Below are 11,721 nucleotides of genomic sequence, written 5' to 3' on the forward strand. Positions count from 1 at the left end.
GGGAAGCTTGCTGTCCACGGGTTGGAGCTCGAGATGTTACGCAACGGTGAGGTGTTCGCCGACTATGTGATCGAACGAGAGTTGGGTCGCGGCGGAATGGGGACCGTCTATCTGGCGCGCCATCCCCGGCTGCCCCGGCGGACCGTCCTGAAAGTGCTGAACCCCGAACTGTTCTCCGACGCGGAGAGCCGCGGCCGGTTCGAGCGCGAAGCGGAACTGGCCGCGCGGCTGGAACATCCGAACATCGTCTCGGTGTACGACCGAGGCGCGGTCGGCGAACAGCTATGGATCGCCATGCAGTACGTCGAGGGCGCGGACGCGTCGGCCATCCCGGCGCCGATGCCCGCGGAACGCGCCGTGCACATCATCGGCCAGGTCGCCGAGGCCCTGGACCACGCGCACAGCAAGGGGGTGCTGCACCGCGACGTGAAGCCCGCCAACATCCTGCTGGAGCACCCCGCCGACGGCCGCCCCGAGCGAGTTCTGCTGGGCGACTTCGGCATCGCGCGCCTGCGCGACGACGGCGGTCACCTGACCCGCACCGGCAGCTTCACCGCCACCCTCGCCTACGCCGCACCCGAACAGCTCTCCGGAACCGAACTCGACGCGCGGGTCGATCAGTATTCCCTGGCCTGCACGCTGTTCCGGTTGCTCACCGGCACCCCGCCCTACACCGCGGAGCATCCGGCGGTGGTGATGCAGGGGCACCTCTACGACGCAATCCCGGTGTTGAGTGCGATGCGGCCCGACCTCCCTCCGGCGCTCGACGCGGTCCTGGCTCGGGCGCTGGCCAAGCGGCCGGAACAGCGGTTCACCAGTTGCACCGAATTCGCGACCGCGGTCCGGCGCGCGCTCGGCGTCTCGACCGAGCCGACCGTGATCGCCGATGCGACCCGGCCGCTGCGGCCGGTGGACCCGACCACGCAGGCGCATCCGGTGCCGGCGCCTCGTCGGCGCACCCGGCTGCTGGCCGCGCTCGGCGCGGGTGCGCTGGTCGTCGTCCTCGGCCTGGCCGCCGCGCTCTTCGCCGCGTACGGCAATTCGGAATCGTCGACGCAGGTCTCGTCCGGCGATCACGCCGCCATCTGGACAGCCTTCCCCAAGATGGTGCCGGTCGATACGGCGCGCAAAGAGGGCTATCGCGGCGCCAGTTGTAAGAGCAGCAAGGACGGCAAGGGCGTCGACCGTGAGGACGACGGCCTGGATTTCGGTCGCTGGACAGCGGGTTGGGAATGCGAGTCCGGCGGTGACTACAAGGACCCGACCTTCCGGATCTACGCCTACAAATCCGCCGCCGACGTGCAGGCGGTGGTGGCCCTGCTCGACCCGAAGAACAAGTTCACCGCGGACAACAACGGCCGGTCCTACACCAACTACCGGGTCAAATCGTACTGGGGCGAGGCTATCGTGACGGTCTTCCTGGACACTTCGGATCGAGCGCCGTTCCTGATGTACTCGCGCCCCAGAAGCTCCAGCGAGCGGCAGGACGTGGTCGGCTGGTGGAAGTCGACCACCCTGGACTAGCTATGCGCCGCGGTAGGTGCCGAAACTCCAGAGATTGCCCTCCGGATCGCTGACCGTGAAACCACGCGAGCCGTAATCCTCGTCTTTCAGGCCGCGCACGACCTCCGCGCCCGCGGCGGTGGCGCGTTCGAACAATTCGTCGGGGTCCGCACAGACGACGTAGAGGTTGTAGGTGCCCGGCGGCCGCGTGCCGAACGGGGAATCGTCGCGTCCGGTGGAGCCGATCATGATGCCCCCGCCGAGCGGCCACCGCAGTTCGCCGTGTTCGACGACGGCCGGGTCGTCCGCGCGGGCATACATCGCGGTCTCCACGAAACCGAACGCTTTCACCAGAAACGCGGTGGTGCCGCGCGCGTCGGTCAGCGCGAGGCAGGGCCAGATGCAGGCGATGTCGGTCGATGCTGGATCAGTCATGGATCCAGGGTCGTCCGGAGCGACCTTCTTCGGCTTGGACGATTGGAACCGGCGTCATTCGATAAGGGCGGTATTCGGGTCACGGGTGGGCACCTCCTCGGCCAGCCAGGTCGTCGGACTGCATCCGGCCAGCTCGGCGAAATCGCGATCGAGATGCGCCTGGTCGTAGTAGCCACAGGTCGCCGCGACCTGGGCGATCGTGACGAACGACGGGGTGTGCGCGATCATCCGCCGGGCCCGTTCGAACCGGGTGACGCGCGCCGCGAGCTTCGGGCTCAACCCGAACTCGGTGCCGAAGCGGCGCGCGAGATGCTGCCGGGACCAGCCGATGTCGGCGGCCAGCGCGCCGATGCCGACGGTGCCGCCGGAATCCACGACCTTGCGCCAGGCCCAGGTCAATTCGGGGGTGACGAGGCGGCCGGGGCGGGCGAGCGCCGTGAGCATCTGGTCGCACACCGCGAAGCGGCGCGGCCAGGGCGCCGGGCCTTGGAGACGTTCCCACAGTTCGTCGCCGATCGGACCGGCCACATCCGCGAACTCCAGGGACAGATTCCACAGCTCACCCGCGGGCAGCCCGAACAGCGTGCGGGCACCGAGCGGGGTCAGCGCGATCGCCACCCCCTCCTGGTCCCCGCGGTGCGCGATGGTCGCCGCGCTCGCCTGCAAACCGCTGACGACGCAGCGGTAGTCCTGTGGACGCTGGCCCGGATCGGTCTGGGCGACAACGTCGATGGTCGGCCCGATGGCGACGATGAAGGTCAGATGACGCGAGGGCAGGCCCCGATGGACGCCGGGCGCGTACCCGGTCATCCGGTAACCCAGATAGTGGTCGATGAACCCGGCCAGCGCGGGGGCGGGCCGTGCCGTCACCACCTCCGTGGTCGGCTCCATGACGGTCACGCTACGCCGCCGTGCCGTGCGCGCAACCCCGCCGCCGACCGCCGCACACCGCCGTCGACGCGGCGGTGAGATGTCGCACATGTCCGGGTCACGGTGTGCCGGATCCAGTTGCTGCCCAGTTACCGTTACGCGTTCTGACGGTTATGTGGAGGTGTGATGCGGCGGGTCGGGTACGAGCGCAGCGGTGGTCCGGACGTGCTCGAGCTGTTCTCGGCCGAGGTGCCGACACCCGGGCCCGGCGAGCTGCTGGTCAAAGTGCAGGCCATCGGCGTGACCCTGCCCGTCGTCCGGAAGGTGCGCGAGTCAGCCGATCCGATCCCGCTCGGCGGAGAGATCGCGGGTGAGGTCGTCGCGGTCGGTGACGGCGTGACGGGCTATACGCCCGGCTATCGGGTCGTCGGTCTGTGCTTCGGGCACGGTTATGCCGACTATGCCATCGTCGCCGCGCGCATGGCCTCCCCGATTCCGGATGGGGCCTCCGCTGTCGACGCCGTCGCACTGGTGCGTAGCGGACTGGTAGCTCTCGGCGCGATCGATGCCGCGCGGCCCGAAGCCGGCGAGACCGCGCTGATCACCGCGGCGGCCAGCGGGGTCGGGCACCTGGCGGTGCAGCTGGCGCGGGTACGGGGTGCGTCGCACGTGGTCGGCGCGGTCTCCGATCTCGCCAAAGCCGATTTCGTGCGCGAACTCGGCGCCGACGAGGTCGTCACCTACGACGCCGCGGCCTGGGGCGCACCCGCCGACTACGCGGTCGACGCCGTCGGCGGCGAACTGCTCGGTCCGGCGCTCGCCGCGGTGGCTCCGGGCGGTCGCCTGGTCGCCTACAGCTCCGGTGGCGGCACCATCCAGGCCTACGATCTGCTGGCGGAAGCCAAGGCGGTCATCGGATTCCAGATCCGCCGCGTCGCCGAAACCACGCCCGAGATCTATCGCCACTGGCGCGACGAACTCTGGCAGTATTTCGCCTCCGGCCAGGTGCGGCCCGTGCACACCGAGTTCGCGCTCACCGACGCCGCCGCGGCCCACGCGCTCGTCGAAGCCCGCGCCAACCTGGGCAAAGTCGTTCTCATTCCCTGAGGTGGGTAGACTCTCCTACTCGTGAGTCTCACCCTCGGAATCGTCGGCCTGCCCAACGTCGGAAAGTCGACGCTCTTCAACGCGCTGACCAAGAACGACGTGCTGGCCGCGAACTACCCGTTCGCGACCATCGAGCCGAACGTCGGGGTGGTGCCGCTGCCCGATCCGCGGCTGGACCGGCTCGCCGAGGTCTTCGGCTCCGAGCGCACCGTCCCGGCCGTGGTGTCCTTCGTCGATATCGCGGGCATCGTGAAGGGCGCCTCCGAAGGCGCCGGGCTCGGCAACAAGTTCCTCGCGAATATCCGTGAGGCCGACGCCATCTGCCAGGTGGTGCGGGTGTTCGCCGACGACGATGTGATCCACGTCGACGGCAAGGTCGATCCGATGGCCGACATCGAGGTCATCGAGACCGAGCTGATCCTCGCCGACCTGCAGACCTTGGAGAAGGCGGTTCCGCGCTTCGAGAAGGAAGCCAAGATCAAGAAGGATCGCAAGCCGATCGCCGACGCCGCCAAGCTGGCGCAGGAGGTGCTCAACGAGGGCACCACGTTGTTCGCGGCCGGTTCCAAGGTCGACACCGAGTTGCTCAAAGAGCTCTCGCTGCTCACCACCAAGCCGTTCCTCTACGTCTTCAACGCCGACGAATCGGTGCTCACCGACGCCGCGAAGGTCGCCGAGTTGAAGGCCGCCGTCGCCCCCGCCGACGCCGTCTTCCTCGACGCCAAGGTCGAAGCCGAACTGCTCGAACTCGACGACGAATCCGCCCTGGAACTCCTGGAATCCATCGGCCAGACCGAACCCGGCCTGCACGCCCTGGCCCGCGCCGGCTTCCACACCCTCGGCCTGCAGACCTACCTCACGGCAGGCCCCAAAGAGGCCCGCGCCTGGACCATCCACCAGGGCGACACCGCCCCCAAAGCTGCCGGCGTCATCCACACCGACTTCGAACGCGGCTTCATCAAAGCCGAAATCGTCGCTTTCGACGACCTCATCACCGCCGGCTCCATGTCCGCCGCCAAGTCCGCCGGAAAGGTCCGAATGGAAGGCAAGGACTACGTCATGGTCGACGGCGACGTCGTCGAGTTCCGCTTCAACGTGTAAGATACCGCCATATAGCGCACTTCTTTTGACTTGTCAAACAAGCTTCGTTGAATTTGTTGCTGTAAGCTTGTTTGACAAGTTTTATCCATTGGAGTAGGCCGCACGGGGTGTGACATGAGTCCACAGCGAGACCTAGTGGGTCTGCTTCGCCGTGCCGGTGTTCAGGTAGTAGGCGGTACGCCAGGCAGCCTGGCTATCAGGGATCCGCGAAGTGAAATCCTTGTCGAGTTGGCGTTGCGAGTATGGCCACGACGACTGACTATGAGCCTGCTGCACAGCGGCTCATCGAACTCGACAGGTCGAACCTTGCACGTTGCGCCAAGCGCTGGCGCGGCAGTTTCGAGGGCTGCCATGTCGGGAGCATTCGACTTGGTCACCGACGACCCGCACTTCGTGGTGATCAATGGTGAGGTGCTGGCGGAAGCAGGTACACACGGTGGATCCGACAATACCGGTCGTGCGGCATGGGGTCGATGGGCCGTCCAGCGAGTCCTTGCCGTGGCAGGAAGGCCGTTGACTCAGCCGATGCTGGCCGACTTGACGGGCATCAGTCAACAAGCGGTATCGCAAGCGCTGCGGCTGATTCCGCACGTCAGTCGTGGTCCAGATGGCTGGACTGCGTCTGTCGAGGCGCTGGAAGCATGGTTGAGCGAATATCCGGGCCCGAAGGGAACGGTGACCTACTGGTACGGGCTCGACGATGTTTCGAGGCAGGCTGTGACCGCGCGTGAGCTGCTGGAAGAATTAGAGCTGCCGTCGGTGACGTCCGGAGATCTCGCGGCGGACGAATATGCGCCGTGGCAAGTTCCCTCTACTGCGCTGCTTTACATTCCAGAGTTGGTTGATTTCACCCCCGTCGGGCTGACTCCTTCCGATCGTCTCGACGCCACCATGCAGGTGGTGGTCCCGAACGACCCGACAATTATCCAAGTCGCGGCCCATATGAATGCGGGCCGTCGGCATCGGATCGCCGATCCCGCAATCGCGCTCTGGGATCTGATAAACACAAGCACAGGGCCTGCCGCCGATGAGGCAGCCGGACGTCTGAAGGCACGGATAGCGGGCGGAGGATTCAGTGGCTGACCCGAGATCCGTCCAGGTGCAGATCATATCCACGTCGAACGCTTCCGACCTCGGATTTCTTGCCCTCGCGGATCTAGCGCACGCAGCCGCCGGTATCAATATCGATGAGGATGGTGGATACCGTGTCATTGGTGGCCACATGGTGCAGCTGCTGATACACGCCTATCCGACACCGTCGTTACAGATCCGCGGGACCGCCGACGCCGACGCGGGCGTCAGCCGCCCGGTCGCCGCCGGCCAGAGCCTGCATCGGCGACTTCAAGAGCTCGGCTATGCGGCCGAGAAGGGAAATCGGTACGGCAAGAACAGCACCGAGGGGCGTATGGCTGTGGACTTGTTGGTGCCGTTCGGCGACACAGGGAAGACCAGCGTGATAGAGGGCCGTGGTTTCGACACGGCACCCGGATTGAGTATGGCGATCCAGTCACCGCCGCTCGCGGTCACTGCTGAGGTGCTTCTGCGCAATGGCGATCGAATCCGCTTCACGGTGCTGATCCCGGACGTCGAGGCGGCCGTTATCTTGAAGGCCCTGGCCTGGAAAAGCCGATGTGCGGGAAAGGACGTCGCCGATCTTTCCTCGCTCTTCGAAATAGCTCATCACCACGGTGCCAGCATCAAGGCATGGCGGCTCCGAGAGGCTGCGCTGACCGGCACGCGACGTGACGCTGCCGCAGCATTAGCCCAACTGGTTTCCCGCGTAGAACGTGGAACTGTCGATCGAAAGCTATTCGTCTCGAGCCCCGCACGTTTCGGTGCTTTGGTTCGTAACCTCGTCACGCTCAACTGAAGCACACGTTGGTCGGTTGCGCGACGTCGTCATGTTCCGCTTCGACGTCTGATCAGGTATCGGCCTCTAATATCGAGGCCATGGCATCGGATTGGCACATCGATCGGGTCGATGAGATTCGGTTGCTGATCAAGCAGGCGGAACCCGACGTTTCCACACTCCAGTGGGGCGGTCGATCGATCTGTCCGTGGACGACGAACTCGACCCCGAGGCTTTCCGAGCGCTGATCCAGGACGCGGTGCGGGTCAACCGGGCGCGCCGCAGGAAGCCATGACCCCCAGTAGCTCTCCCACACTCCGTCGGACTCGTGGATCCCTCGAAGTAGATGGCTGGGCGACCGGCAATCTATGATTTTCGTATGCGCCAGCAGCGATTTACGCACCCCCGGCCGGGAATCGGCCGCGGGGTTGCTCGCGCGCGCCAGTAGCTCGTCGAGTCTCCGCAGGCACGGTCGGGGGGTCCAGCCGTCCCTGCCCTTCGTCGAGGAGACTTCCCATGCACAACTATTTGACTGTCGAACAGTTGCGTCGCGCGCTCGAGGTGCGTGATCTGACCGATCCCGCGCACGGTCCGCACGCGATTCAGGCGCTGCTCGCCGCGCTGGTCGACGCGCTGTCGCGGGCGTGGGGCACGAGCCCGCGCTATGTGCGTAACCCGCCGATCGTCGCGGTGCGCGACAACTACGATCGGCTCGGCTACGCGCGCGGTGACGTGACCCGCGCCGAGCGCTACACCCGCTATCTCAGCCCGACGGTGATGCTGCGCAGCCACACCAGCGCGGAGATCCCCGCGATACTCGAAACCTACTGCGGGCGTTCGGATGTCGATGAGCTGCTGGTGGTGCCGGGTCTGGTCTACCGGCGCGACGCAGTGGATCGGCAGCATGTCGGCGAACCCCATCAGGTCGATCTGTGGCGCCTGCGCAGCTCCCCGCACACCTCCGATGACGACCTGCTCGATCTGATCGCCCGGGTCGTCGGCACGGTGCTGCCCGGTGCACCCTGGCGGGCCACCGACGCGGTGCATCCGTACACGGTCGGCGGCCGTCAGATCGATGTGCGCTGGGCCGGCGAATGGCTCGAACTCGCCGAATGCGGCCGGATCCACCCGGAGGTGCTGCGCGGTTCCGGTCTGGATCCGCGGCAGTGGTCCGGTCTGGCGCTCGGCCTGGGACTCGATCGAGCGCTCATGTTGCGCAAGGCGATTCCCGATATCCGGTACTTGCGGGCGCACGCCGCGCAGATGCTCACTCTGGACCCGTGGCAACAGGTGTCGCCGCTGCCGGCGGCGCGCCGCGACATCTCCATCGTGGTCGATCAGGACGAGGACGAGGAAACGCTGGGCGACCGGGTCCGTGCGAGTCTCCCGGATGTGCTCGACGTGATCGAATCGGTCGAGGTTCGCGCCCGCACGGACTACGCGGAGCTGCCGCCGGCCGCGCGTGATCGTCTCGGCATCCACCCGGGCCAGGCGAATCTGCTTGTCCGCCTGATCCTTCGGCCGATCGATCGCACCCTGTCCGCGTCGGAGGCCAACGCGATCCGCAATCGGATCTATCGCGTCCTGCACCGCGGGCCGACGATGGAGCTGATCTGATCAGGCCCGATCCACCGGGGCGAAGTGGCCGTCGGCGAAACGTCAGCTTCGCGGGCGGTTGAGCGCTTCGACGGCGGTGACCAGCGGCGCGAGTTCGGGATCGGCGGCGGCCTGGCCGAGGGCGGTGGACAGCGCGGTGTCGTGGGTGGGGCGGGCCTGTTCGAGCAGGTCCATGCCGGACGGGGTGACGTCGGTGTAGATGCCGCGGCGGTCGTCGGGGCAGAGATAGCGCTGGAGCAGGCCGCGGTCTTCGAGCCGGGTGACGAGCCGGGTGGCGGCGCTCTGGCTGAGGACGACGGCCTCGGCGACCTGATTCATCCGCAGGTGCCCGCCGGGGCCGTCGTGCTGGCGGCTGAGTACGACCAGGAGTGAGTATTCGCGCACGCTCAGCTGGTGGCCGGATTGCAGGGCGCGTTCGATCTGCGCCTCGATCCGGTCGTGCAGCAGGGACAGGGCGTACCAGCCATCGGCCAGGCCGGTCAGCGCGGTATCTGCGGTCATGCCTCCAGGATAGACGACGTCTGCAATAGCCCGCGTTTGCAATTAAATGTGTCTGCAATTATTGTTGGCGCTTGTAAAAGTCACGCGCAATAGACCGGAGGCTGCGCACATGCCACTCGCCCTGCTAGCCCTGACTCTCGGGGCGTTCGGGATCGGGACCACCGAGTTCGTGGTCGTCGGGCTGCTGCCCGACATCGCCGACACCTACGCGGTGTCCATTCCGACCGCCGGACTGCTGGTCACCGGGTACGCGCTCGGCGTGGTCGCCGGTGCACCGCTGATGACCGGGCTCGGCACCCGGATATCCCGCAAACGCATGTTGCTCGGCATGCTGGTGCTACTGGTCGCGGGCAATGTGGTCTCCGCGCTCGCGCCGACGTTCGAACTCATGCTGACCGGCCGTGTCGTGGCCTCGCTGGCGCACGGCGCGTTCTTCGGCATCGGTGCCGTGGTCGCGGGCTCGCTGGTGAGCGCCGATCGGCGGGCCGGAGCGATCGCGATCATGTTCACCGGGCTCACCGTCGCCACCATGGTCGGCGTACCGCTGGGCACGCTGCTCGGACAGGCCTTCGGGTGGCGGCTGACCTTCCTGTTCGTCGCGCTGATCGGGATGATCGGGCTGATCGGCATCGCCGCGCTGGTCCCGGAACAGCCGGCGCCCCGCGATGCCCGGTTGCGCAGTGAACTGGCCGTCCTGCGTAACCCGCAGGTGCTGCTGGCGATGGCCATGACCGTGCTCGGATTCGGTGGCGTGTTCGCCGCGATCACCTATCTCGCGCCGATGATGACCGAGGTCGCCGGGTTCGCGGAGAGTTCGGTCACCTGGCTGCTCGTCCTGTTCGGGTTCGGTTTCTTCCTCGGCAATCTGATCGGCGGCAAGTTCGCCGACCGTCACCTCATGCCGATGCTCTACACCACCCTCGGTGGACTAGCCCTGGTGCTCGCGCTGTTCACGGTGACCGCGCACAACAAGGTCGCGGCCGCGATCACCGTCGTGCTCATCGGTGCGCTCGGATTCGCCACCGTCCCGCCGTTGCAGAAGCGCGTCCTGGACCACGCCACCGCCGCGCCCACCCTGGCCTCCGCGGTGAACATCGGCGCGTTCAACCTCGGCAATGCCATCGCCGCATGGCTCGGTGGCGCCGTCATCGCCGCCGGATTCGGCTACACCGCACCCAACTGGGTCGGCGTCGGACTGGTGGTGACCGCCCTCGGTCTGGCCATGGTCTCCGGGCGGCTGGAGCGCGGGGCCCCGGCTCCGGAACGGACCGAAGAATTCGTCGGTGTGGGGTGAGCGCGGCGGCACGCGGAGTCGGCGCTGAACCAGGTCCTGGTCCGCCTCGCCTGTGCCCCTCAGCTGCCGGGGAAACCTTCGGGCAGCGGGGCGAAGGCGGCCATGAACTTCGGCCCGGGCGCCAGCCCGCGCAGCAGCGCGCTGGTCCAGGCGACCGCCGGGGGCCAGCCGGTGACGGCGTTGACCACGTGCTCGGGGACGGGGACGGTGTAGAAACGCAGGTCGGCGCCGCGATCCCAGTAGCTCTGCGCGGTGGGCAGCACGACCCGGCTGGGCGGAATGAGCTCGTCCCAGACGCCGTGCCACCACAGCACCGGGGTATCGGGGATGTGTTTGCCGAGGCTGTTGTCCTCGAGCGCGCGCATGACCTCCGGTGTGCCCTCCAGGGATTTGCCGGGTTGGAAATAATCGCTGATCGGGCGATACATGCCGGTGGCGGCGATGGTGGCATAGCAGCGGCTCTGGAAATCGGCGAGGATCTGCCGGCCCTCGGGGGTCAGCAGTTCCTGGGCGTCGAACGCCTCGGGATATTCACGAGACAGCGACGCGAAGCCCAGCCACATGGTGAAGTTGCTGATGCCGGTGAGCCCGGGCTGCTGTTCGGTGGCGAATCGCGCCTGTTCGACCAGGTTTCCGGGCGTCCCGCCGATGCTGGTGCCGAGCAGCCGGACATCGGGGGCGTAGCTCTGCCGCAATTCGGCGGCCCGCAGCGAACCCGAACCACCGCCGGAATAGCCGTAGAGGGCGATGCCGGAGTCGGTGAGGCCGAGGCCCGCATCGCTTTTCATGGCGCGCAGGCTGTCCAGCACCATTTTGCCCTCGGCGTAGGTGTTGAAGGTATTGAATTTGCCGTCGAAGTCCGGGACGTTGATGGCGAAACCCTGCATCAGCCAATACACCGCCAGCGCGGCTTCTTTCATGGTGCCGGTCTGCAAGGTGTAGGAGGGATTGCAGGCCGAATTGGTGGAGTCGATCGCTTCCTGGAACGACACCACCGGGCGCGGGCTGCCCTGCCACGGGATCCCGGGCACGATCACCGTCGTCGCGGTGACGATCGGATTGTCGTGGACGTCGTTGGAGCGGAACAGCAATTGCTTGGTGTATACCGGGAACGGAATTCCGAGCAGCCGGGTCTGCACCTCACGTGAGCGCACGACCGCTCCGGGCGCGAACGATTCCAGATTCGGCGGATCGGCGTACCAAGGATCCTCGGCGGGGGTCGGAATCGGCAGTAGATCGTAGAGTTGCGGTTCCGCCGGCAATTGCGGCAGTTGGTTCTGATCCGGCGGAAAGGCCGGGAGTCCCGGTTGTGCGGACGCCGCCGCGCCGCTCGCCAGCACGCACGCCGATGTCAGCGTCAGCGCCAGCCGTCGGAGATTCTTCCTGACCATGTCGCAGTAACCTCGTTGTTCCTGTTCAGCAGTGATGTCTACAGCACACCGCA

General features: G+C 66.8%; 11 protein-coding genes. 7 read left to right on the top strand and 4 right to left on the bottom strand.

All coding sequences use genetic code 11. The features are described 5' to 3' along the window. Positions 1–33 precede the first annotated feature (33 nt). Positions 34–1,524, top strand: coding sequence for a serine/threonine-protein kinase (locus ACFVMC_RS09090; RefSeq protein ID WP_379208395.1), 1,491 nt, complete (start codon positions 34–36; stop codon positions 1,522–1,524). Here ACFVMC_RS09090 and ACFVMC_RS09095 read toward each other — a convergent pair whose 3' ends face one another. Next, positions 1,525–1,938 (bottom strand): VOC family protein, encoded by a 414-nt coding sequence (locus tag ACFVMC_RS09095; protein ID WP_379208397.1) that lies wholly within the window; start codon positions 1,936–1,938, stop codon positions 1,525–1,527. Between the two features lie 54 nt (positions 1,939–1,992). Continuing rightward, positions 1,993–2,829, bottom strand: coding sequence for a helix-turn-helix domain-containing protein (locus ACFVMC_RS09100; RefSeq protein ID WP_379208399.1), 837 nt, complete (start codon positions 2,827–2,829; stop codon positions 1,993–1,995). A gap of 165 nt (positions 2,830–2,994) precedes the next feature. Here ACFVMC_RS09100 and ACFVMC_RS09105 point away from each other — a divergent pair, with 165 nt between their 5' ends. The 5 genes from ACFVMC_RS09105 (at position 2,995) to ACFVMC_RS09125 (ending at position 8,482) form a co-directional block, all read left to right on the top strand. Then, positions 2,995–3,915: a zinc-binding alcohol dehydrogenase family protein gene (locus ACFVMC_RS09105; protein WP_379208401.1), complete on the top strand. Its 921-nt coding sequence runs from the start codon at positions 2,995–2,997 to the stop codon at positions 3,913–3,915. A gap of 21 nt (positions 3,916–3,936) precedes the next feature. Continuing rightward, entirely contained in the window at positions 3,937–5,016 is a 1,080-nt protein-coding gene (gene ychF, locus ACFVMC_RS09110; RefSeq protein ID WP_379208403.1) for a redox-regulated ATPase YchF, read from the top strand. A 351-nt stretch (positions 5,017–5,367) separates the two neighbouring features. After that, a complete protein-coding gene (locus tag ACFVMC_RS09115; protein WP_379208405.1) occupies positions 5,368–6,099 on the top strand; it encodes a hypothetical protein in 732 nt (243 codons plus the stop codon). 16 nt (positions 6,100–6,115) lie between these two features. After that, positions 6,116–6,886 carry a hypothetical protein gene (locus ACFVMC_RS09120; RefSeq protein WP_379208407.1) on the top strand — a complete coding sequence of 257 codons (771 nt, stop codon included), beginning with the start codon at positions 6,116–6,118 and terminating at the stop codon, positions 6,884–6,886. Positions 6,887–7,381: 495 nt separating this feature from the next. Beyond that, positions 7,382–8,482 (top strand): hypothetical protein, encoded by a 1,101-nt coding sequence (locus ACFVMC_RS09125; RefSeq protein ID WP_379208409.1) that lies wholly within the window; start codon positions 7,382–7,384, stop codon positions 8,480–8,482. Positions 8,483–8,524: 42 nt separating this feature from the next. On the opposite strand, the gene ACFVMC_RS09130 is transcribed toward ACFVMC_RS09125, so the two are convergent. Then, a complete protein-coding gene (locus tag ACFVMC_RS09130) occupies positions 8,525–8,983 on the bottom strand; it encodes a MarR family winged helix-turn-helix transcriptional regulator (RefSeq protein WP_379208411.1) in 459 nt (152 codons plus the stop codon). Positions 8,984–9,092: 109 nt separating this feature from the next. On the opposite strand from ACFVMC_RS09130, the gene ACFVMC_RS09135 reads away from it, so the two are divergent. Beyond that, positions 9,093–10,277: an MFS transporter gene (locus ACFVMC_RS09135; RefSeq protein ID WP_379208413.1), complete on the top strand. Its 1,185-nt coding sequence runs from the start codon at positions 9,093–9,095 to the stop codon at positions 10,275–10,277. Positions 10,278–10,336: 59 nt separating this feature from the next. Here ACFVMC_RS09135 and ACFVMC_RS09140 read toward each other — a convergent pair whose 3' ends face one another. Continuing rightward, positions 10,337–11,668, bottom strand: coding sequence for a lipase family protein (locus tag ACFVMC_RS09140; RefSeq protein ID WP_379208415.1), 1,332 nt, complete (start codon positions 11,666–11,668; stop codon positions 10,337–10,339). Positions 11,669–11,721 lie beyond the last annotated feature (53 nt).

The organism is Nocardia sp. NPDC127579 (assembly GCF_042672005.1).
In the GTDB taxonomy this organism is placed as follows: domain Bacteria; phylum Actinomycetota; class Actinomycetes; order Mycobacteriales; family Mycobacteriaceae; genus Nocardia.

Bases quoted from the DNA above. Each gene is read 5' to 3' on its own strand.
- ACFVMC_RS09090 (WP_379208395.1), top strand. From the start codon at position 34: ATGTTACGCAACGGTGAGGTGTTCGCCGACTATGTGATCGAACGAGAG.
- ACFVMC_RS09095 (WP_379208397.1), bottom strand. From the start codon at position 1,938: ATGACTGATCCAGCATCGACCGACATCGCCTGCATCTGGCCCTGCCTC.
- ACFVMC_RS09100 (WP_379208399.1), bottom strand. From the start codon at position 2,829: ATGGAGCCGACCACGGAGGTGGTGACGGCACGGCCCGCCCCCGCGCTG.
- ACFVMC_RS09105 (WP_379208401.1), top strand. From the start codon at position 2,995: ATGCGGCGGGTCGGGTACGAGCGCAGCGGTGGTCCGGACGTGCTCGAG.
- ACFVMC_RS09115 (WP_379208405.1), top strand. From the start codon at position 5,368: ATGTCGGGAGCATTCGACTTGGTCACCGACGACCCGCACTTCGTGGTG.
- ACFVMC_RS09125 (WP_379208409.1), top strand. From the start codon at position 7,382: ATGCACAACTATTTGACTGTCGAACAGTTGCGTCGCGCGCTCGAGGTG.
- ACFVMC_RS09130 (WP_379208411.1), bottom strand. From the start codon at position 8,983: ATGACCGCAGATACCGCGCTGACCGGCCTGGCCGATGGCTGGTACGCC.
- ACFVMC_RS09135 (WP_379208413.1), top strand. From the start codon at position 9,093: ATGCCACTCGCCCTGCTAGCCCTGACTCTCGGGGCGTTCGGGATCGGG.
- ACFVMC_RS09140 (WP_379208415.1), bottom strand. From the start codon at position 11,668: ATGGTCAGGAAGAATCTCCGACGGCTGGCGCTGACGCTGACATCGGCG.